Origin of the sequence: Hahella sp. NBU794 (assembly GCF_050749805.1) — a bacterium.
Lineage (GTDB): Bacteria > Pseudomonadota > Gammaproteobacteria > Pseudomonadales > Oleiphilaceae > Hahella.
This window is the reverse complement of the sequence record NZ_CP192738.1, coordinates 2,877,783-2,899,726: the sequence shown is the minus strand read 5'-3', so window position 1 is coordinate 2,899,726 and position 21,944 is coordinate 2,877,783. Positions and strand designations below refer to the sequence as shown.

General features: G+C 51.5%; 24 protein-coding genes. 7 read left to right on the top strand and 17 right to left on the bottom strand.

Annotated features, from left to right (window positions below; translation table 11 throughout):
- Nucleotides 1-11: 11 nt before the first annotated feature.
- Nucleotides 12-959 (bottom strand): AraC family transcriptional regulator, encoded by a 948-nt coding sequence (locus tag ACQYWX_RS12960; protein ID WP_279507111.1) that lies wholly within the window; start codon nt 957-959, stop codon nt 12-14.
- Between the two features lie 246 nt (nt 960-1,205).
- On the opposite strand from ACQYWX_RS12960, the gene ACQYWX_RS12955 reads away from it, so the two are divergent.
- The 5 genes from ACQYWX_RS12955 to ACQYWX_RS12935 all read left to right on the top strand — a co-directional run bounded on the left by ACQYWX_RS12955 (nt 1,206) and on the right by ACQYWX_RS12935 (nt 4,674).
- Nucleotides 1,206-2,198, top strand: coding sequence for an aldo/keto reductase (locus ACQYWX_RS12955; protein WP_431689056.1), 993 nt, complete (start codon nt 1,206-1,208; stop codon nt 2,196-2,198).
- Between the two features lie 134 nt (nt 2,199-2,332).
- Nucleotides 2,333-2,683, top strand: coding sequence for a hypothetical protein (locus tag ACQYWX_RS12950; RefSeq protein WP_431689055.1), 351 nt, complete (start codon nt 2,333-2,335; stop codon nt 2,681-2,683).
- Nucleotides 2,684-2,821: 138 nt separating this feature from the next.
- Nucleotides 2,822-3,250: a GNAT family N-acetyltransferase gene (locus tag ACQYWX_RS12945; protein ID WP_431689054.1), complete on the top strand. Its 429-nt coding sequence runs from the start codon at nt 2,822-2,824 to the stop codon at nt 3,248-3,250.
- An 84-nt stretch (nt 3,251-3,334) separates the two neighbouring features.
- A complete protein-coding gene (locus ACQYWX_RS12940; protein ID WP_431689053.1) occupies nt 3,335-4,099 on the top strand; it encodes a hypothetical protein in 765 nt (254 codons plus the stop codon).
- A 155-nt stretch (nt 4,100-4,254) separates the two neighbouring features.
- The gene (locus tag ACQYWX_RS12935) at nt 4,255-4,674 is read left to right on the top strand and encodes a transposase (protein ID WP_431689052.1); all 420 of its coding nucleotides are present in this window, start codon (nt 4,255-4,257) and stop codon (nt 4,672-4,674) included.
- On the opposite strand, the gene moaA is transcribed toward ACQYWX_RS12935, so the two are convergent.
- The 15 genes from moaA to ACQYWX_RS12860 form a co-directional block, all read right to left on the bottom strand.
- Nucleotides 4,650-5,705: a GTP 3',8-cyclase MoaA gene (moaA, locus tag ACQYWX_RS12930; protein ID WP_431689051.1), complete on the bottom strand. Its 1,056-nt coding sequence runs from the start codon at nt 5,703-5,705 to the stop codon at nt 4,650-4,652. The genes ACQYWX_RS12935 and moaA overlap by 25 nt on opposite strands.
- Complete coding sequence (locus ACQYWX_RS12925) at nt 5,702-6,082, bottom strand: putative zinc-binding protein (protein ID WP_279507106.1); 381 nt, start codon at nt 6,080-6,082, stop codon at nt 5,702-5,704. The genes moaA and ACQYWX_RS12925 overlap by 4 nt, the downstream gene beginning before the upstream one ends.
- Before the next feature lie 171 nt (nt 6,083-6,253).
- Nucleotides 6,254-7,129: a hypothetical protein gene (locus ACQYWX_RS12920; RefSeq protein ID WP_431689050.1), complete on the bottom strand. Its 876-nt coding sequence runs from the start codon at nt 7,127-7,129 to the stop codon at nt 6,254-6,256.
- A gap of 30 nt (nt 7,130-7,159) precedes the next feature.
- Nucleotides 7,160-7,978: a helix-turn-helix domain-containing protein gene (locus ACQYWX_RS12915; protein WP_216738029.1), complete on the bottom strand. Its 819-nt coding sequence runs from the start codon at nt 7,976-7,978 to the stop codon at nt 7,160-7,162.
- 107 nt (nt 7,979-8,085) lie between these two features.
- The gene (locus tag ACQYWX_RS12910) at nt 8,086-9,552 is read right to left on the bottom strand and encodes an alanine/glycine:cation symporter family protein (protein ID WP_279507103.1); all 1,467 of its coding nucleotides are present in this window, start codon (nt 9,550-9,552) and stop codon (nt 8,086-8,088) included.
- A gap of 527 nt (nt 9,553-10,079) precedes the next feature.
- A complete protein-coding gene (locus ACQYWX_RS12905) occupies nt 10,080-10,703 on the bottom strand; it encodes a suppressor of fused domain protein (RefSeq protein ID WP_431689049.1) in 624 nt (207 codons plus the stop codon).
- A gap of 224 nt (nt 10,704-10,927) precedes the next feature.
- Complete coding sequence (locus ACQYWX_RS12900; protein ID WP_431689048.1) at nt 10,928-11,362, bottom strand: Imm7 family immunity protein; 435 nt, start codon at nt 11,360-11,362, stop codon at nt 10,928-10,930.
- A 46-nt stretch (nt 11,363-11,408) separates the two neighbouring features.
- Nucleotides 11,409-11,939 carry a hypothetical protein gene (locus tag ACQYWX_RS12895; protein WP_431689047.1) on the bottom strand — a complete coding sequence of 177 codons (531 nt, stop codon included), beginning with the start codon at nt 11,937-11,939 and terminating at the stop codon, nt 11,409-11,411.
- Between the two features lie 85 nt (nt 11,940-12,024).
- A complete protein-coding gene (locus tag ACQYWX_RS12890; protein ID WP_431689046.1) occupies nt 12,025-12,192 on the bottom strand; it encodes a DUF7716 domain-containing protein in 168 nt (55 codons plus the stop codon).
- Nucleotides 12,193-12,247: 55 nt separating this feature from the next.
- Nucleotides 12,248-13,276, bottom strand: a complete 1,029-nt coding sequence (locus ACQYWX_RS12885) for an IS630 family transposase (protein ID WP_431688964.1) — start codon at nt 13,274-13,276, stop codon at nt 12,248-12,250.
- A 226-nt stretch (nt 13,277-13,502) separates the two neighbouring features.
- On the bottom strand, nt 13,503-14,051 hold the full coding sequence (locus ACQYWX_RS12880) for a hypothetical protein (RefSeq protein WP_431689045.1): 549 nt from the start codon (nt 14,049-14,051) through the stop codon (nt 13,503-13,505).
- Between the two features lie 296 nt (nt 14,052-14,347).
- On the bottom strand, nt 14,348-14,659 hold the full coding sequence (locus tag ACQYWX_RS12875; protein WP_431689044.1) for a hypothetical protein: 312 nt from the start codon (nt 14,657-14,659) through the stop codon (nt 14,348-14,350).
- A 243-nt stretch (nt 14,660-14,902) separates the two neighbouring features.
- Nucleotides 14,903-15,307: a hypothetical protein gene (locus ACQYWX_RS12870; RefSeq protein ID WP_431689043.1), complete on the bottom strand. Its 405-nt coding sequence runs from the start codon at nt 15,305-15,307 to the stop codon at nt 14,903-14,905.
- 51 nt (nt 15,308-15,358) lie between these two features.
- A complete protein-coding gene (locus ACQYWX_RS12865) occupies nt 15,359-15,955 on the bottom strand; it encodes a hypothetical protein (RefSeq protein ID WP_431689042.1) in 597 nt (198 codons plus the stop codon).
- A gap of 170 nt (nt 15,956-16,125) precedes the next feature.
- On the bottom strand, nt 16,126-17,397 hold the full coding sequence (locus ACQYWX_RS12860) for an MFS transporter (protein WP_431689041.1): 1,272 nt from the start codon (nt 17,395-17,397) through the stop codon (nt 16,126-16,128).
- Nucleotides 17,398-17,764: 367 nt separating this feature from the next.
- On the opposite strand from ACQYWX_RS12860, the gene ACQYWX_RS12855 reads away from it, so the two are divergent.
- Nucleotides 17,765-19,240: a NarK family nitrate/nitrite MFS transporter gene (locus tag ACQYWX_RS12855; RefSeq protein WP_431689040.1), complete on the top strand. Its 1,476-nt coding sequence runs from the start codon at nt 17,765-17,767 to the stop codon at nt 19,238-19,240.
- Between the two features lie 17 nt (nt 19,241-19,257).
- Entirely contained in the window at nt 19,258-20,985 is a 1,728-nt protein-coding gene (locus ACQYWX_RS12850) for a protein kinase domain-containing protein (protein WP_431689039.1), read from the top strand.
- Here the strand turns inward: ACQYWX_RS12850 and ACQYWX_RS12845 are convergent.
- Nucleotides 20,970-21,746, bottom strand: coding sequence for a substrate-binding periplasmic protein (locus ACQYWX_RS12845; RefSeq protein WP_216738042.1), 777 nt, complete (start codon nt 21,744-21,746; stop codon nt 20,970-20,972). The two genes, ACQYWX_RS12850 and ACQYWX_RS12845, sit on opposite strands and share 16 nt — an antisense overlap.
- Between the last annotated feature and the right edge of the window lie 198 nt (nt 21,747-21,944).

Sequence of the window (21,944 nt, the reverse complement as noted above, 5' to 3'; positions counted from 1 at the left end):
CGGCTTCCGCGCTAGACTTCCATCACCGCCCCCAGATTTCTATCCCGGGGCGGCGCGCCAAACAGACGCTTAAACTCCCTGCTGAACTGCGACGGGCTCACATAGCCCACCTTCATCGCCGCCGTACTGGCGTTAATGCCGCCTCTCGCCAACAGGTTACGGGCCTGATGCAGGCGAATGCTCTTCAGATACTGCAACGGCGAACAGTCCGTCACCGCCTTGAAGTTATGGTGCAAAGTGGAGGGACTCATATTGGCCGCACGCGCCATCGTATCGATGTCCAAAGGCTGGTCGTATTGCTGATGGATCATGTTCAGCACTTTGGCGATCTGGGCCACGCGGCTGTTGTGATTGGCCGCCGCGCGCAGCGTCTCACCGCGATCGCCGCATAATACCCGGTAATAGATCTCACGCAGAATCTGCGGCCCCAGGATCTTGGCTTCCGCCGGGTCCGAGAGCACTTTCACCAGACGGATACAGGCTTCAATCAAGGTATCGTTGAGGGGCGTCGAGTAAATACTTTTGGGGATGTCGCCGGAGGTTCGGGAGGGCGGCTCGCCCATATCGATTAACAGATCATTCAGCGCCAGAGCGTCCACCAAGATGCGCAGTCCCAGCAATGGCGACTCCGGCGAAGCATCATAGATTTCGCACTCAAACGGCAGCGGTACGGACAGCACCAGATAGTTATAGGCGTCATAAGTGTATGTCTGCTCGCCCACATAACCGCGCTTACCGCCCTGCCCCACGATGACGATCGCCGGCTCGTACACTACAGGCTGCCGTGGCGACGGCTTAACGACTCTGAAGCTGGAGACTTCCGGCAGCGGGGTCTGATTCACGCCGACCTGCGTGGCGTGCTGATCCAGCAGCTCGACGAACAGGCTCTTGTTATGGGCGTCCAGACACGCTTCGATGCTGGGTTTCGACTCACGGTTGAAAATGATTTTATCGCTCATCGCCATCTCTCCCATGCCATCCTCCGGGATGCGCCATCGTTGAATTCGGTATGAAAATTCTATCAGGCCCGAAGGGTCTGCGCTCCTGTTGATCACAACATACGCCAGAATCAGGCAAGGACGCCGTAGAATCGTGCATTCAGTTTACTCCTCCCATCTCCTAGCATGAATATACGCCGTCGGCTAAACGGGCTCTTTAGCGACGACGCCCCATCCATGAGTGAACAACCGCACAGGGAGACAGATATGAACGATTCATCACGATTAGGCAAGGTCCAGTTAGGTTCCAGCAACCTGTTTGTTTCCCGCCTGGGATTAGGATGTATGGGACTGAACGCCTTCTACCGGCCGTTTGACGGCTCTGGCGCGCACGATGAAAAGGAATCCGAACACTTTCTGCGTCAGGCGCTGGAAATGGGCATGAACTTCTTCGACACCTCAGACTTCTATGCCGCGGGCCGCAACGAATCACTCGTAGGTCGCGCATTAAAGCCCGTGCGCGAACAGGCCGTCATCGCCACCAAGTTCGGCATCACCTGGGATGAAGCCACTCAGACTCGCGGCATTAACGGACGCCCAGAGTATGTGCGCCAATGCTGTGAAGACAGTCTGCGCAGATTGGGCGTAGATGTTATCGATCTCTACTACTACCACCGCATCGACCCGGAAACGCCTCTGGAAGACACCCTTGGCGCTATGGCGGAACTCGTCAAAGAAGGCAAAGTGCGTCATCTGGGCATCAGTGAAGCGACCGGAGAGCAAATCCGCCGCGCTCACGCCGTGCACCCGATCGCCGCCGTACAAAACGAGTATTCGTTGTGGAGCCGCGAACCGGAAGCGGACGCCCTGCCCGCCTGTCGGGAACTAGGTGTGGCCCTCGTGCCCTACAGCCCTCTCGGCCGAGGCTTCCTGACTGGAAAAATCGCGACAGGCAACGCGCTGAGCGAAGAAGACTGGCGCATCAACAACCCCCGTTTCAGCGACGAAGCCATTGAGGCCAACAAGAAGTTTGTGGATGTACTGGCCGCCATCGCCCAGCGCCATAACGCCACCGCCGCGCAAATCGCATTGGCCTGGCTGCTGCGCCAGGGCGAAGACATCATCCCCATTCCCGGCAGCAGCCGCCTGAGCCGCTTACAGGAAAACCTCGCCGCCGCATCCCTGCAACTGGATGCGGAAGACGTAGACCTGATCAACGCAAAACTGCCAATGGGCTCGACGACGGGCTCCAGGTACTAACCTTAGCTCTTACGCTCGGCGGCATATCGGAAAAGCCAATGCCGCTGAGCGTATTACCATCCTTTTTAACAGGTTTTCCCACTCTTGGGTCATAAGTATACTTTGATCTATTCCACACAGAGTGCACCCTCAGCATGACCCTGTCCGTATCGACCTACAAACGCGACCCGAACACCGACGAAGCCATATTTGATCCATATCCAAATCTAGGAGAGGATTTGGCTGGCCCAGAGTCATGGAGACGAACGGTCTGGTCCAGTGCGACGGTAAGAGCGCTTGGAGCGACATTTCTACCGCAGTTGGCGACGCACGATGTCTATATTGAATTTCATGAGCTGGACTTATTTCTCTCCGAGATAGAGATGCTTATCTCGCATTACGAAAAGTCGGACGAAAATACAGATAGCATTCTGCATCGACTAAACAACTTTAGAAAAGCAGCCGCCTTCGCCCGCAGTAATCAGGGAGGCGTGCACATTGGATAGGCTACTAACGCCTGGCTGCAAACTTTGTTAACTCTCCTACCCTGCAGGCACTTCCCGGACGCCACTGACTACTGATACATTTCACTGGCCCATTTTTTAACGATCAATGTCAGTCAAAATACGGCTCAAGGAGCGCACATGCAGGGCTACAGAATCAGTACGAATCTGGATGAGATGGATTTGGATGTCATCCACAGCTTTATCTCCACCAGTTATTGGGCCAGCGGCATTCCCAAAGAGCTATTGGGCAAAGCCATCGCCAATTCTCTCTGCTTCGGCGTTTTTGATCCGGAAGGCAAACAGGTTGGCTTCGCCCGCCTGATCACCGACAAAGCCACTTTTGCTTATCTTGCGGACGTTTTCATACTGGACGCCCACCGCGGCAAAGGCTTGAGCAAACTCCTGATGACCCAGATCATGGACCACCCCGATCTGCAGGGATTGAGGCGCATGATGCTGGCGACGCGAGACGCCCATGGTCTCTACTCCCAGTTTGGTTTCACCCAAGTACCGAATCCGGACATCCTGATGCAGGTTTGGAAGCCTGAAATTTATCAGGGACTGTAAGCAGTAGCCTTGGCCCCAATTCCAATTGAGACTTTCCACGCTCACACCCTTGGTGTGGGTGCACAGCATATAAAGGCGACCGTCATGAATCTGGAATACATCGATAGCCCTAGCGAAGACTTCCTGTGCGAACGCTACCGCGTCACTGACATCAACAGCTTCGAAGAACTGCTCACTGCGTATCGTGAGTTGTCGGCCAGCCACCCAGATCACCGCTTCCTGCTAACGCTGGATGACCTCGGACAAGCCTGCTACACCTCCATGCATTCAAAGCTGTCTCATAATCTGGACAATATGGATGGCTTTGATTTATCCAAACTCCCGCCGGAATGTTTCGAGGAGGGTGAGCACAAGGGCTATCTGAGCCACAAAGACGAGTTTCCGATTCGCCGACGCAACATGGAAGCCAAGCTCAAAGAACACACCCTTGCCGACGTCATCGCCAAAGGCGTGAGCCTGAATGAAGACGCCCCCGAAGACATTGCAGACGTTAATGCAGACCCGTTATCCATCCTCGACGCAGAAACTTACTTGCTGAAAGTCCCAATCACCGCCAGCCACGAAACGCACTTCGCCTTTCCCAACGGCTACTTCACCAGCGACCTGAATCCATTCGAAAACGCCATCCTCGCCAAACACCTGGAAGACCATTTCGGATACCAACTGATCGGACTCGGCGCCTCCTACCTTGCATTCCTGAAAACCAAACCGCTCGACGACAACGCCATACAAAAACTGATCGACACTCTGGATCAAATCTATCGCGATGAGTTTGATGAAGATATGAAGGAAATGCTTCGTGGTTTTATTGTTGGCAATCCGGTTTTGGTTTTGAAATATACGGAATAGATATTTCTTGCATTCAGCCGCCTATATTCTCCAGAAGCGTAGGCGCCCCGGGGTCAATCGTGCGCGAATATATGAAGATGAAGAGGCCTACATCTCTATCTATACATCCACACAGCCGAGGTTACTTACCTCACTTCGAAGGTGCGGAGTATCAGATGATCACCTATCGCCTCAATGATGCACTGCCCAGAGAGGTAATAACCAGCCTGCGAGAAATACCAGAGAAAAAGCAGCGATTGGAATTTGAAAACGCTCTAGATGCGGGATACGGACGCTGTTGGCTGGAGCGCCCGGAAATCGCCAGACTTATCGTCGATAATTTTCGTCACTTCGATAGTCAGCGATATGAGTTAATCGCTTATGTTGTCATGCCTAACCACACCCATGTCTTGATACGCATATTTGACGGTATGACGCTATCGAGCATTGTTCATGGGTGGAAATCCTATACCGCTAAAAAGATAGCCTCCGTGCTGCGGGCGAGCCGCCCGCGCTCCCGATTTGGCAACCCGAATACTGGGACAGATATATTCGTAATGAGTCCGTCCCCTCACCCACCCAACATCGCCAGATGAGACATCGCGCCGGTAAAGCCTTCATGCAGAGAGTGGCCCGGCAGTTTGCCTTCTACCGCGCGGCGAATGGCGGCGACGGTTCCTACTACGTCGCCGTTGCGGAGGTGATCGCGGAGATTGACGCCAGCTTCCGCGAACAGGCAGAGGTGGAGTTTGCCTTGAGAGGAGATGCGCAGCCGATTGCAGGTGGCGCAGAAGTCTTTGCTGTAGGGCATGATCAGGCCAATGCGGCCGCGATAGTCCGGGTGTTGATATTCCTGAGCGGGACCGGCGTCAATGTCTTTGGGGACCAATGACCAGCCCTGTTGCTCCAGTCGCTCAGCGATTTCCGCGCCCGATATATGGTTGGCGCGAAAGAATACAGCGTTGTCGCCCGTTTGCATTAGTTCAATGAAACGCACCGCCACAGGCTTGTCCTTCACCCAATCAAGAAACGGCGTCAATTGGTCGCCATTGTAGTCCCGCAGCAGCACGGAGTTGAGCTTAACCTGCATCGTCCCCAATTCCAGCGCACGATCCACGCCGTTGAGCACCGCATGCAAACGGTCATGGCCGGTGATGGCGTGAAACCGTTGCGGGTCCAAACTGTCCACGCTGACGTTCAATGCGCTCAATCCGGCGTGCGCCCATGTATCGACTTGCTTACGCAGGTTATAGCCATTGGTGGTCAGGGCGACTTTGCGAACCCCATCCGTCTGCGCACAGGCGTGGATGATCTGCGGCAAGTCGCGGCGAATGGCTGGCTCACCACCCGTGATGCGCACCTTGCGGGTTCCCAAGGCGGCGAAGGCGGTAGTGAGAGTCTGAATCTCGCCAAGAGACAACGGCAACGTTTCCGTCTTGCATTGGTATCCATCCGGCAAACAGTAATTACAGCGAAAGTTACAGATGTCGGTGATGGACAGACGCAAATAGCGCAATCGCCGCCCAAACCTGTCCTGCAATACAGAGTCGTCCTGCTTGGAGACTTGCAGCGGGTCCTTCACAGGCGTGACGTGAAGACGGTCTTTGAAAGAGGCGGAGGCGTTCATTGTGCGTCCAGCCCGGCTTGCGCGATGGCGACCTGAATCTGTTCGACGACGTCCTCCAGATCACCCTCAGAGCAATCCTCGCCGTAGCGTTTCCGATAACCCTGCTCATCCAGGCGCACATAGACCTTTGGCGTCACATTCACGTTGTTCAGACATTGCTTGACGCAGCCGAGCAGACAGCCGTCTACAGCGATGATCGGACGTCCGCTACAGGCAACTTTAACCAGAGATTTCACGCCGCCGCCAACGCCGGAGATACAGGACATTTCCGCTAAGCCCCGACGGTCCATCGCCACAGCGGCATTGTTGGCCAACTGCGCAACGTTAGAGCAGCCGGAGCAGGCGTAAATCAGGGGGAGATCGGTGCGGCGGTTCAAAACGGCTTACCTCGGTCAGTGATCAGACAGCCTCATTGTAGGAGGCTTGCCGCCCGCGATCCCTTGACCCTCGTCAAATGCCCTCGCCGCACCGCAAGGGCATTGGTGGTACCTATTTATTGGTAGGCCCTGTCGTTGCGACAAATAGAAGGAATCTATTTGTCTGCCTGATTAATAGTCCTCGTCGTCATCGTCCATGTTCTGCTGCGCCATTTTCACTACCGCATCCATATATTCATTCATAGGGCGTCCGACATATTGTCTGGCGAGTTCATCGAACTGACGGCATTCTTCGACGACATTGGCCATTTCAAACTGACAGCCGCCAACAGCATGCTTCAGTGCGTCTGGATGATTTTCCAGGGTCAGCAATACGCGGTTCAGGATAGCCGTCTGTTCCACCTCCTCATATTCGCCCAAAAATGAAGAGTGCAGTTGCCCCAGGCTGGTAGTGAAGCCGTCGTCATAGTGTTCGTTAAGAATGATTCCCGGAAAGCTGCCCATCCAAAAGTTGAAGTGCGTCAGCCTGCTATCGCTGTGCGAATTTAAGATTTCCTTCTGCTGATTGAAGTAGACCTCCAGATAACGAATACAGTATTCAACCGCCTTGGCCTCCGCGCGCTCCGCACTCACCCAGGGCGCGTCCGAATCGGGGAAAGACTTTTCTTCATCGTAACCGATCCAGAAATAGGTCTCGTCGTCGACTTCCGCCAGTTTTCTGAAGCAGGGAAACCCCAGTTTTCGTCCCAAAGCCGCGAAGGCGCGCTCGGCGTCATCCGCTGATTCCGCTACAGCATCCACTGGCGTCAGATTGCCGGCGTAGAGGGTTCCTGCATTTTCAATGATGATCTGTAAGCCGCGGGCGGAAAATATGGCTGGCGTCTGCATCGCTTCATCCGCCTCAGCGCCGTCAAATTCAGGCAGAATCAGCCCCAATTCCCGATCCGTTTTACCCCAGCGCAAAATAACATTCTCACTGAAGTTCTCAGCGAACGCTTCTTTATACGCCTCTAGCAAGGCATCCAGTAATTGATCGGATTGCGTCATAACTCCCCCAATTCGAATGATTAAACCTGTTTACAACGGCGTCGCCAACAAACTGGCGCCGCGATACCCGGTGGCGTCAGCGATTTTCTCTTTGATATGTCGCGCCACAGCGTCTGTCGCCGGATTGAATAAACCGCATTTCTGCAAGGCCTCCCGTTTGCCAATGGAGCGCCCCAGGTATTCCAACACGACCTTCACGCACACCGGCTCGCGCCTGTCGCTGGCGGAAACTCCCAGCTTCAGGCCAGACAAGTAACTCACCCTGCTCTTATAGGTTGGGTATAGAATCGTCTGTGCAATCTCATTGTGGGTCAGGGTTTCGTATCCCACCAGAAAGATGCGCTCGGAGAGAAACATGGCCGTCCCTTCATAGCGGGACTTGTATTTCTCCTCCTTGTTGGGCGGACGCATGCGCTCCAGGCGACGGAAGTAATAATCGCTCCCGCTCATATCAATCTGCAGCAGGCTGCGAATAATCTGATCCGGAAAGGTCATGGAAAAGTGGTATTCGTAGTAGTAGCCCAGATACTTATCCAGCCGCCCTTCCGACTGCTTCTGTAAACGCTCCAGTTTCTCCGCATAAGGCTTTTCCGACGGACTCACGCGCCTTTCATTGGTAACGCGGGATTGAGCCAATTGCATGAAGCGATCATGCGGCAGAGCCAGCTCATGGGGCTCTACGCCAAAGAAGTCACAGATTTTACGTAAAACAAAGCGAGAAGGCTGGCTGGTCCCGTTCAGGTATTTATTGAATTGGGCGCGGTGGATTTCCATGCGCCGACAGACTTCGGCGGTGGATTTATAGTGGCTGCACAGCAACTTCAAGTTGCTGCAGAAGTCCTCGGTCATGTTATTCCTAGCGGTTCCCGTTCGTCGCCCACCCGCGTCATGAATCTCAACATGACGCCGGCGAAACGATCAAAACGGTTCTTAATATATTGATATAACCGCTAATTTTAGCTGGGAATAACCGGAGCGCCTACTCTTGGCGACACAGAAAGCTCTTCATTCTGCTCTTCGCTCTCGTCTCGCGTGGAGGGCGTCCAGGCGGAATGATCAATATCCAGGTCAGCGAACTTGTCTGGATCGAATACCGGACTCTTCACCCCGGATTGAATCTGCTCGTCATAGTCACGCAGCAGGCGCAACCCGACTTTCAGCAGCATAAACAGCGCCACCAGATTCACCAGCGCCAGCAGGCCCATAGTGATGTCGGCGAACGCAAACACCGCCGCCAGGTTCTGCAAGGCGCCCCACATCACCAATCCGAGCGTGAACATACGGTATATGGCGACAGCTTTCTCATTAGAGGAGTTCAGATATCTGAGGCTGTTTTCCCCCAGATAGTAGTTGTAAATGATGGAGGTGAAAGCGAACAACATCAGCGCCAGACTGATCAGTCCACGTCCCAGCTCTCCCATCTGCTTGGCCAGCGCCAACTGGGTCAACTCAACGCCGTTCAAAACGCCGCCCAGATCCAGAGAGTTGGACATCAGAATGATCATCGCGGTGCAGGTGCACAGCACCATGGTATCCATGAACACGCTGAACGCCTGCACAATACCCTGGTCCGCCGGGTGCCCTACTTTAGCCGCCGCAGATACGTTAGGCGCGCTGCCCAAACCCGCCTCGTTAGAGAACATACCCTGCTTCACTCCCATCATGATGGCGGTGCCAATCAAGCCGGAAAACGCAGGCTCCAACGCAAAGGCGCTCTTGAATATCAGCAGGAAAGTCGCTGGCGCTGCATGATAGTTTATGCCGATGACATACAGGCCAATGCCGAAATACGCCAGCACCATAATAGGCACAATCACTTCCGCCACCTCGGCGATACGACGCACGCCGCCAAAAATAATCAGCCCGATAAACACCACCAGCACAGAGCCGGTAATCGGCGTGGCGATGCCGAAAGTATGTTTAAGCGTGGACGCGACGGTATGCGCCTGCAAAGCGTTAAAGGCAAAACCGAACGTCACCAGCAACAGTACGGAAAAAAGAACGGCGAGCCATTTAAGACCCAGACCACGATGAATGTAATAGGCGGGACCGCCGCGGAAGCTGCCATCAGAATCTTTGCGCTTGAACAGCTGCGCCAGAGAGCATTCAAAAAAGCTCAGCCCCATGCCGATCAAACCAATCAGCCACATCCAGAACACCGCGCCCGGGCCACCCAGGGCGATAGCAATGGCGACGCCAGCGATGTTGCCCGCCCCCACTCGACCGGCGAGCGTCAGGGATAACGCCTGAAATGAGTTGATCTGATCGGGAGATTCTTTCATCGAACGGCGGACGAGACGAAACATCCGACCGAAATAGCGGAACTGTACGAAGCGCGAGGTAATGGTGAGCAATAATCCCAGCGCGATGAGGACGGCGACAAGCACCTTACCCCATATCAATTGAGTCAGGAAATCCAACATCTCAACCCTCTTTTATTTTTATATTGGAGTCTCGAAAGATTGAATGAATAGTCCAGTTAAACACCTGAGTTTTATAATTTCTGCATTAGATTTATACACAGAGCCAACCTGCGCGCCGAGTCCGGGTTCCCCATGAAAATGACACCGAATTCAAGTCGCTGATCGAGTGACGAAAACAGGCTTTAGGCAGGGTGGGAATTTTGCTGTATATACGTGTTTATTGCAATTTCGCTGACAGGCGCAAAATGAAGCTAGTTGATGCTACACAGGCATCAACTCGATAAAATCCTCCATTTTTTGGCGAAAACTACGACCAATGTCGCCGTTTAATCGCTAAAAAACTCGGGGAACACCCTGTTTATCGGGCTTTAGAAGACAGACTGAAGTGTGAAACTTTGAAAAATGTATGTTTGTGAGTGGTTGTTGTGCTGAGTTTCGGGGTCAATGGAGTAAGCTAACACGCCAAGCTCTGCTGCAAAGTTGAGGCGCTACAGTGAGGCAATCTAACATTGCGTTTGCTAGGTGATTTACGCCACACTCTCTCGTTCCTTGCAGGTAACCAGACGGCCTGTATTGCTAATTAACTTTTCTTTGATTTCTTCGGATGATAACTGCTTAGCGGCCTGCAATTCTGACGGAGTGATACCGACAACCTGTATCAAATCGACATTGCCCGATTTTATGGAAAAGCGGCAGGGAAAGTGCACAGGTTGGATAAACATCATCGTTTTAACTGATTCAGACAAAACCAACGGCACTCGGTCTCCGTAGTACAGCGGTGGAAAATCCCCCATTCGACCAGCGGCAAGCAGTAGGTTATAGCCCATTAGTGTTTGGAGAACTTCAACTGCCCATTGCTCTTCATTTTCCGTTTCCATTAGAAACTCTACGCCAAGCCCTGAGTATTCTTCTCGTTTATCTGTCTCCCAAGGGTTAGACATTCCCGAGGTAACATAAGCCCACGTATCTCTATCTCGTGCTGGCGGACACTTAAAAACTCCATGAGAGAGCCATCGTGGATCAACACTATTAGCGTTCAGCCCATTAAATATCTCTACAGACAACGGGTATATCCCTGGTCCAATATTCCCAAATATCTCCTTATACAAAATTTCCTCCCTTTCTTCCCATGACTCCTCAAGGAAACTCATACACCCTCCATTGTATACACCTCAACTATCCGCACAGCATCCAGGGGAATCGCACTTCGTTTCTTGCTTGAATTTTTACTAAAGTGGCAGGAAATTGCTAAAAGTACGATTTTAAGGAAATACTCTGCAGCAGAGAATCCCCGGAAACCATGACATAGCGAGTAAAGTGACGAATTTGAGATATTGAGTGCCATTTTCACCTCTCACGGGAAAAATATGGTCAATTATTCACCACATGGTGCGATTTGCCTGGCACAGCATCCTATTAAACCATACGTTTCAATAGTAGGATCACATGGAGACAAGAGGGTATCCTTCATTTTAGTAATCTTGCCTTTCGCCATTCGCCACACTTGAAACTCGTTGCCGTAATCTGGATTTTCTTGATCTCTGACATACAAAAGCCCATGCGAGCCTTTGGCAATTTCGCCAATGCGTATAAACAATTCGAGCACCCATGCTTGATAATGGTTTCTATCACCGTCAAACCTTACATAGGGCGAACCATTTTGGTGATAGAATTCAACCCTTGACATATTATCTCTATATTTTTCAGCCAATAGCTGAATTTCACGGCAGTTTTTCTCGCGAAGAGCTAAATCGTCTTCAACCTCGCAAGCGCCTTCCCAAACAGTAACCCAACCGTGATATTCGAACATTTCTAATTTTCCAGAGTATTCCTAACAATTTAAACATAATATAAATTCACACAAGACTAAAGATCATCAATGAAGCCAAAAAAAGAAGAAATATAATATCATTACGAATAGACGTCCGGCACTTTTCCATATCCTTCAAAAATTCTCTTCTTTCTAGCGAAGCCAACTGAGATACAGTCACCTTTAAGTCCCTTCGTAAAGCTAAAAGCTCTCGTTCAGAATTGGAGAATTCAATTCTCTCACTGATGCTCGCAACTAGCTTTCTAAGCCTCTTGAGATCGGGGTGCTCGTTATTCTCCCTAATTTTTTTAAAAATAAATCTTTGAAATTGCTCGTAAGTCTCATTTCTTCCAAATAGAGTCAGAGTTAATTTTTTATTTTTTTGCTTAAAACGCTGAGACTGGAACATGCGGCTCCTGCCATCACTAAAAGTTAAGACAGCAGTTCCCTCTTTCTCTCGCAAGTCTTTAATCTCTTCCCAGCAATAATATTTCCCTTTACTCCATATGCCGTTTTCATCAAGTATGAAAAGGTCAAAATAGAAGAAAAATAACCGGTACTCAAACTCTCCCACCATACTTCAAATCACTTACTTTTATACAACATATATCGTTTTATTAAAGTTAGGACCAGCACAAAATCACGCCAATTCTGCTGATCTTTTATACGTTATCAAGATTAATAAAAGCATCCCGATTCCAATAGAAATTCAGCGCAAAATATAACTCATTATCAGCGTAATCCGTTTTCTGCGTCTCTAGATTTAACAAGATGTCTTCCAACTGATCTTTACAAAAGAGACAAGACAAGCCACTTTCCTCTAGAAGCACATCTCGTTGATCCTGCTCTTCAACACTTACTAACCCGTAAATAAGTATCCGATCACTAAGCCATAATATATTTAAGTTCTGGATGCCTAAATAAACTTTGAATCAATGATGGCGTTCTTTTCATGCTCCGAAGGATTTTTAAAGCCATCTTTCTTAATTGGTCTGGACCTGCAATCTTCATCTTTCCCAGTCGCTGATGTTTCAAGTAGCTCCACACGGACTCATCTGGATTGAGTTCAGGGGAGTAAGGCGGCAGGAAGAATAGCTGCAACCTGCCTTCCTGGGTGGCGAGATATTCCTTTACCTTCCTGGTTTGATGGGCTGGGTGTCCATCGACGATTAGAAAGACTGGTCGTTCAGACTTATACGTCAAGTCCTCTAAAAATCCGATAAAGCTCTCCGCGTTGAGCTTGCCTTCTATCACCTTGAAATGAAACTCGCCTCTGGCCGACACTGCGGAAATTAGGTTAAGCCCAAAGCGCGCCCCTGTCGTCTTCACTTCCGGAGTCAACCCTTTGATCGACCACGTCGTTCCGCTGTGATAGTCCGAACGAATGCTCGCCTCGTCCGCGAAGAGAATCTCCGCGTTCGCTGCTTTCGCCAACTGGCGAATGCGTGGGTATTCTTCTTGTTTCCAGCGAGCAACCCTATCTGGATCTTGCTGGTAAGCGCGAAAAAGCGGCTTCTGCGGCGTCAGCCCCATTGCCCTCAGGAGTCGTCCCACCGATACATCAGACAGGCTAACCCGAAATTTCCGCTTGATCAGGTCCCGCACCAGTCCGCGAGTCCACAATGCATATTCAAACTTAAACTGCTGTGGCTGATATCCCACCACCCAGGTATAGATCTGGCGTAGCTGTCGACCATTTAATTTGCGGGGACGGCCATATAGGCGTTTCGCTTTAAGTGCGTCATAGCCGCCTTCCCGATAAGCCGCCAGCCATTCATAAATACGCGGCCGGCTGAAGCCTAGCGCCCGTATAACTGCCTCCGGGCTTTCTCCTGCCTGGACTTGCTGTACTGCGCGAATGCGAATGACTTCTAGTGTTTTATGATCAAGCTTTCTTCCATCATTTGAGGGCATAGCATCCACTCTGTTTATCTAAAGTCGGGTCCATGACATGCTTGAATATAGACTATTTCTGTGTTCGCCTACTTTGTTTCGGATTAGTAAATCAATATCCTCATCTACGATATAGCAAATGGTTTCTGGTGTAAGTGTTTTAGTTTCGCTTGGTATCCATAGCCAAATTTCACGAGACATCTCATGAAAGTTTTTCATCCACCAAGCTAGTGGTTTTGACTCAAACTCAACTTTCATTGCGACTTTGGACAAGATAAATTATTGGCCTCATGCGTGCTTTTACTCCCCTTAGCCCGACTTCTCGTATCCAAGCTGGGTCATACCCAATACCTACCAGATCCTCGCAGAAAGATTCCAAAGCCCATGTAATCTCACCACAACCATCAGGGTGAGAAATTGCGCACCTTAACGCCCCTTTAGTGTATGGACTAATATTCTGAGCCCCTTGGTCAATATCTTCGTCTCCATATAATAGGCTAAAAACTAAGGAAAAATTCTTCTCTGTTGGTTCATCAATCCAAGCTTCAAGTACTTTAATCGCGTATTCGTCGCCCGGAAAGCTATCTAACCCATCCGAACACGCAATTACCCTTTTAACAATTGAGAGAGAAGCACAGACAGCAAGAGTAATACCTATCGAGCAATTTTTTGCGCGATCTAGAGCATCACACCAATTTACAGACTCATCATTGCTATCTATCAATTCAACAATCTTAGGATTTTCTTTTGGGTCCCATACCCATCTTTTAGGCATTAATCTTTTAGCACCTTTCATTAAGTTTCAATGTATACGATACTAAAGCCATCAAACAGACGTTTAGTGACTCATTAAAATAATGGAAGATAAATCCACCAAGCTCCGTGCGCCTTTTTTCGTCATGGGTAGACCGTCTCATGCTCTTTCTCTGACAACCCCAGGCCGAACGGAAGGCGTTATTATACCTTTTCCGTGCACACGTGTTTCATAGTCAATACAGATATCAGGACCATCCAGAATTCACCCATATATTTTTTAAATATGAAATCCACGCCACAAAAACCAGTACAAAGTCTATAGCGTAGCGCTGTAAATCACTTCGCACATTGCGCAATTTCGTACATTTGCTTATTAATAGATAGCGATACACTTTGCAACATGCATCCAACCAAACTTCCTCTTTTCATATATTCGTTCATATTCGATACCAAAGGGCTTTTCTCCAACTTAATCCTACACGATGCCTCTGCTTCTGAAAATTCAGCATCACACATGACAGTGTCAACCCCCAAGCAACTTGTAAAACCAGGATCATTACACTGTTCATACTCTGAAGCAAAACTCGCCGTATCTGAAGTACAGCCAAAAATAGCAATACAAACTAACACAAAAATAAGTTTTTTCATTTACACCTTATTTTTCAAAGAGATTATATTTCAATATATTATGGGAGCCGGAGATAAAGCGCCATGCCTGACCTTAAACCATCAGCCTAGAGAGAAACTCACAAAATTAAGCGAATTGCTCGCCTCGTTCCGATTTTCTCTATTAGTACGAATAAATACGGCCTCTAATACAATTCATATTGTGCATATTTTTGAGATATAACTCTTTTATTTTCATTTACAAAACTCTCATGCTTTGACCTGTCAGGCGCAAGCCAAGTTGTACTCACTTTCAGCGAGCTCTACGAGCTTCCAGTCAAACTTTGTCGTAATCAGTGTGAGCGACATACCGCCATACAGATGCACTTCCCAAACAGGATCGTCATCTTGTAGATCATTCATTCTATGTTGAACTGAAGGCGTTACTTTACTTTTGGTTGTTTCTTTCACACGGGTTTCCAAGACCACAAATAAGTCATTGCTTGATGAGTCATCGTCAAGCTCTGCATCCATGTAAACGACCTGGCCACATTCAAAAACAGCCTTCCAATACTTATCCTCCATGGTTCCATAGACCAGTATGTCCAGGGTAACTTTTGGGAAGGCGCTCAAGTCAATACGCATATCAGCGTTGTCTAAGAGTGTTTCACATACCTGCTTTAGATTCATACACAGCGCGCCCAATGTCGAATTGCAGCGCAGCTTCCTAACGATGCCTTGCTAAGCCTTAACTTGCTGAATAATTTTGCGAATTTCATTAAATTTCGTGTCTTTCTTTGATTCGAGTAATTCAAGATACTGTAGTGCATTAAATCCATCGTATTCTCTTCCAGAGCGCTCAATCTTTATATCAAGGCTCGCGCCGGCGTCCAGTAATACTTTTAAATACTTTGCATTACGAAAGAGAATCGCCTCATGCACCGGAGCCATACCATCGGTTAGCTTATTAACGTCTTCACCACGCGAGATAAAATAGCTCAACAGGCGATAACCACGCTCTGTTTGCACAGGTCCATGCATATCCAGTGCACGACCAACCCAGGTAATTAGAGAGGTATTACAAATTTCTATTATTTCAGAACTGCTCGAGCACCGTCTGTAGGGATACTCGAATTTTTCCAGTAAGTGCAAGGCGATTTCTGGATTAATAAACAGTCCGTCTTTGCTATACGGATTATATGTCATTTCATTCGGATTGAGAGTGGCAAGTATAACCAAACCATATGCGTCCGACGCCAACTTCCAGGTTCTGCTGACACATGGAAGCAAGCTTAAAGCAAATATAAGTATGATTGTAATTGAGATTTTTTTCTTCATCTCGACTGTCTACAAAAGGCTATTCAAACTCGCCTGGGTTTGGCGTCCCAAATTCTGTTAAGCCCAGTTCCGACCTCCCTGCAACCAGACATCCCAAGCAGGGCTAGCGATCCACGCGTTCACTCCCCCTCCAAGAATACCGCAAATTTGCAGTTCAATTCCCTCCAATCTCAATCATCCAATAAAAAGTTATGCTCCCTCGCTTCCCGCACCCGGCGTCGGCTGCGTTCATTGCGGATGGCTGCGTACATGGCCACCATGCAGGCTGCCAGTACGCCGTAGAGGACCATGAAGCTGGCGGAGTGGACGCCTAGCGCTTGCACCGCCAGGGCGAAGGCGATGGGCAGGGTGAAACCGCCGGCGGCGCCGAGTGTGGCCACGGTTCCGCCGACGCTGCCCATATGGTCTGGGAAGTAGTCATGGATGATTTTGTAGACGGAAGCGCGGCCGAAGCCTTGCGCCACGCCGATAATCAGCATAAGTAGAGTAAACACCCACACGTTGACGCGAATTTCCAGTTGTACGTCACGATCGACCCCATGAATGGTCATGCTGGTGGGCGGATAACTCAGAAAGAATAGACAAACCAGGCATATCCAGAACACGCTCCAGTTCACCGCCCTGCCTCCATATCGGTCCGCGAACCAGCCTCCCAGCGCCCGCACCATGCTGGAGGTGGTGACAAACAGCAGCGTCAGCAGCATGGCGTTCTGTAATGACAATCCATATGCATTGACATAGTAGTGCGGCAACCACATCAGCAACGCTAGGAAGCTGCCGAATACGAAGTAGTAATACAGGCTGAAACGCCACACCTGGGGCTCTTTCAGCGGCTGTAGATGATACGCCAGATCCGCCCGCCGCCGGATTTGCATATAGCGGGTATCCTCCGGCGCCAGCGCCCAGAACAGCACCAGAATAACCAGCATCCCCACGCCATAAGCGGGCCCGATAATCTCCGCGCTCCACACCCGTTCGATGACCGGCGCCAGCGCCAGGGTCACCGCCGCGCCGGCGTTGCCTGCGCCGAATACACCCATGGCGAAGCCCTGACGGCGACTTTCAAACCAGGCGGTGACGTAACGAATGCCAATCGTAAAAGATACACCGGAGACGCCCAGCCATAGTCCCGCCAGCAGATATCCTTGATAGCTGGATATCAGCGGCAATAAAAACAGCGCTGGCGGCAGCAACGCCATCTGCCAGATAAACAACTTGCGACAGGACATCACCTCGCTTAGCACGCCTGCAGGAAAGCGCAGCAGCGCGCCGCTGAACATCGGCGCCGCCAGCAACAACCCGAACTGGAGAATGCTGAGATCCAGTTGCTCTCGAATACGCAGCCCCAGCACCGCATATAGCGTCCATACCGAGAAGTTGGCGGCGAACGCCAGCGTCGCCGCGACGAGCGCGCGTTGTCCCAGTTTTTCGGTGTAGAGCATTGGCGTTCTTCCCCATGCAGCGGTTTGCGCCGAGTTGTATCGGCCTTTGTTGCAAGAATACTGGTTAAAAACGCCAAGAAGACCCTTCTTACCCAAATAAGCCACGGCTTCTCCTACGCCAGCGTTTGGCTACCTACTTATAGGTAGGTCTTCTCTGCATACCCCATGGACACCGCAATCCAAGTTCTCACGGGCGCTATCTCTTTGGAGGTAGCGCCCTTAGCCACGACCGAATCGGCCGCTGAAGCAATTTGATACTGGTCAATTCAGTTGGACCGCACAGGTGAAATATTGCAGTCATCCATGGTCCCTAACGAAAGCCAATGCTTTCCCATGTCTTTTCCAACCCTATGCGAAGGGGAGATGTATGAGTACCGACAGCAAACTCAATTTATTCAACTTCAGCGACGGCAAGATAAAGACGCTCCATGTCACTTGGTTTGCGTTCTTTCTGACCTTTGTGGTGTGGTTCAGCCACGCGCCGTTGATGGTGTTCATTAAGGAAGCGCTGAACCTGAGCAGCCAGCAGGTTAAAGCCCTGCTGATTCTCAATGTCGCGCTGACGATTCCAGCACGGATTCTGATCGGCATTCTGGTCGACAAATACGGACCCCGACTGGTTTATAGCGGCTTGCTGATCTCCTCTTCTTTTATCTGCGCCGGATTCGCCATGGCGGACACCTATGAATCCCTGGCCTTGTTCCGCTTCCTGCTCGGCTTCGTCGGCGCGGGCTTCGTGATCGGCATTCGCATGGTGGGCGAATGGTTTCCGGCCAAACAGGTCGGCATCGCTGAAGGCATTTACGGCGGCTGGGGAAACTTCGGCTCCGCCGCCGGGGCAATGACGCTACCCACTCTCGCCCTGCTGTTCGGCGGCGATGACGGCTGGCGCTATGCTCTGGGCCTGACCGGCGTCTTCACTTTTCTCTACGGCATCATTTACTACAAAGTAGCCCGCAACACGCCTAAAGGTTCAACCTACTTCAAACCGAAAAAATCCGGCGGCCTGGAGGTCACCAGCAAAGGCGACTTTATCTTCTACCTGGTGATGAACGTGCCCATGTATCTGGCTCTGGCGGTGCTGGCCTGGAAACTGTCTCCCGCCGGCGTCGCCCTGCTCACCGACAACACCATGTACATTCTTTGGATTGCACTGGGGATACTGTTCCTGTTCCAGACCAGCCAGATCTGGAAGGTCAACAAGGAAAACCTGACTCACGGCGCGCCGGAGTATGAGCGCTACAAGTTCAAACAGGTGGCGCTGCTGGATCTGGCTTACTTTGTGACCTTTGGTTCAGAACTGGCGGTGGTGTCCATGCTGCCGCTGTTCTTCCTTGAGACCTTCGATGGCCTGGACCCGGTCAAAGCAGGTCTGCTGGCCTCCGGTTTCGCATTCATGAACCTGGTGGCCCGTCCCACTGGAGGACACTTCAGCGATAAGATCGGTCGCCGCAAAAGCCTGATGCTGCTGATCGGCGGACTGGCCGGCGGCTACTTCGTGCTCAGCATGATCGACGGCGGCTGGTGGTTGCCTCTCGCGGTCGCCGCCACCATGTGCTGTTCTTTCTTCGTACAGGCGGGCGAAGGCGCAGTGTTCGCCATCGTACCCCTGGTGAAACGTCGCATGACCGGACAGATTGCAGGCATGGCCGGCGCTTACGGCAACGTGGGCGGGGTCGCCTACCTCACTGTGCTCTCATTCGTCGATTACAGCACTTTCTTCCAGGTGATAGCCGCCTCTGCGGCCGTGGTGTTCGTCGCCTGCTGGTTCCTGGACGAGCCCAGCGGACAGATTGCGGAAGTCATGCCTGACGGCAGCGTGCATATGATCGATGTGAGCTAAAACGACATGAGTCAAACATGCCTCTGAGCGTCCACCACGGCTCTATCACCACCGCCGGCGTCAAAGCCCTCAATGAAGACGCAGTGGCGGTGTGCGTCCCCTCTGAAGAACGACGCCTGCACAGTAAAGGCGTCGTCGCCACGCTGGCGGACGGCGTCAGCTCCGCGGAAGCCGGCAAGGAAGCCAGCGCCACCGCAGTGGACCTGTTTATCGCCGACTATCTGAAGACGCCGGACACCTGGGCTGTCAGTCACGCAGGCCAGAAGATACTCTCCTCCCTCAACCTCAGGCTGTATCGCAAAAGCCAGGAATTCGTGCATGAGGCCAAGGGTTATCTGTGCACCTTTTCCGCCTTGATTATCAAGTCCCGCACCGCGCATATTTTTCACGTGGGCGACAGCCGCATCTATCTGCTGCGTCATGGCGAACTGACCCGTCTGACCCGGGACCATATCGTCAGCCTGGGCGGCGGTAGAAAGATGCTCGCACGCGCAGTGGGCATGGACAACAACCTGCCCATTGATTACGGCAAAACCCCGCTGGAAATTGGCGATATTCTGATCCTTACTTCCGACGGCGTGCATGATTTTCTCGATGACGATCGGATCAAGGACATCGTCGATCATGCGCCTACCGCACAGGAAGCGGTGGATGAGTTGCTGCAACAGTCGCTACATGCCGGGAGCAATGACAACCTCAGCGCTATCGTGTTGGCGGTGGATGATTTGCCGGACACCACGCTGGAAGATTACAGCAACCAGTTAACCCGCCTGCCCTTTCCCCCAGAGCTGGAGCCCGGCATGACGCTGGACGGGCTTGTCGTCGAAAAAGAGATCTTTGCTTCTTCGCGCAGTCAGCTGTACCTGGTGAAAGATCAGGACAGTGGCGAGCGCTGGGTAATGAAGACGCCTTCGCGGAACTATTTGGGGGACGTCAGCTATATCGACCGTTTCATTCAGGAAGAGTGGATCGGCAAGCGCATCGACAATCCGCATGTGGTGCGCATTATTGAGCAGCCGCAGCCGCGGACCTGTCTCTACTATTTGATGGAGCACGTGGAGGGAATCACGCTGCAACAATGGATCAAGGAACATCCCTTCCCCAAACCCAAAGTCGCCTTTGCGCTGATCGAGCAGATCGCCAACGGATTGTCCGCGCTGCATAACCAGGACACGATTCATCAGGACCTGAAACCCGCCAATATCATCGTCAGCGCCGATAACCGGGCGACGATCATCGACTTCGGCTCCGTTTATGTGGCGGGAGTCGCCGAGGTTTTCCGTCCCCTGGAGCATGTCGCCGCGCTGGGCACCGCCTCCTATTCAGACCCGCTGTATCTGCTGGGGCAAAACACCGGCGCACGAGGCGATCTCTACGCCCTGGCGACCATCGCCTACGAAATGTTCACGGGCGAACTGCCCTACGGCGACCCCATCAACGAATGTCGCTCCCGTTTTGATTATGATCGTCTGCGCTATCGCTCCGCCATGCAGTTCAACCCGGTGATTCCTCTTTGGTTTGACCGGGCGCTGCAAAAAGGCGTGGCGTTCGATCTGGATCAGCGTTATCAGACCATGGACGCCTTGCTGCAAGACCTGAAAAACCCCAATCCGGCGTTCCTGCAAGACAACCCCCTGGAAATGGAGGACCGCAGCCCAGTCATGTTCTGGCAGATGCTATCGGGATTCTGGGCGCTGATTTTGCTGCTGGTGCTGATTCTGTTTTCCTGTCAGGGACCTTCGTGAACGCGCTCGCCATCCACCAGGCCGTTTTCCTTCAGAATCCGCTCAAACTCGCCACTCTCCTTGATAATGGCCAGGCCCCGATTGAAGGCGTCGATGTATTGCTGGTGACGGGGATTTTCCAGGCCGCTGATAACGTACAGCTTGTTGGCGCTCAGAGGCGGCTCCACGAATTCCAGCATCGGCAATAGCGCAGGCTCCTCCCGTTGGATGCGATAACGGGCCACCAGCTCGTCCTCCAGAGTCAGATTGATGCGCCGTTGCGACAACATCAAAACGCTCTGCATGAACTGCGTGACTTCCAGACGGGTGAAGTAATCGGCCTCCATGAACGCATCGTTGTAGGCATAGCCGCGCACTACGCCGATCACTCTGCCGCGCAGGCTCGGTAACCCCGTGAATTCGAACAGGTCGCCCTTGAGCTTGATGAATTTGACTTCGTTAGTGAGATAAGGGGCGCTGTAGGCGAACAGCGCTGTGCGCTCCTGACTCCACCATGCGTCGAGAATCAAGTCGAAGGTTCCACGCCGGGTTCCTTCCACCGCTCGCGCCCAGGGGACGAAAAGCTGCTTTACCTTGTAGCCCTGGGTGGCGAAAGCGGCGTTGGCGATTTCAACGGAGACGCCGCCCTGAGGGTGTTCAGGATCAATAAAAGGGGGCCAAGGGTCTGCTGCGGCCTTAAGTTCAATGAGGTCCGCGGCGGCCGCCCCTTTACCGCCCAGTAGAGCGGCGATAGCGATCAACAGCAACAACGCCTTCGCCATTTTCGTTTGCTCCGCCAATAAGAAAACATTGCATGAGAATGAAGTAAGTATGCATCAAAAACGAAAAAGCGCATCCAGATCAAGTTTCCGTTAAAAAACGCTAACTAGAGGATTTATATAGCGGTTTGTCCTAAGTCATTTTACCTACTCTTTTGTTTTTTAAACCAGTATATTTACGCCCGCGTGGTTAAAGGGGTA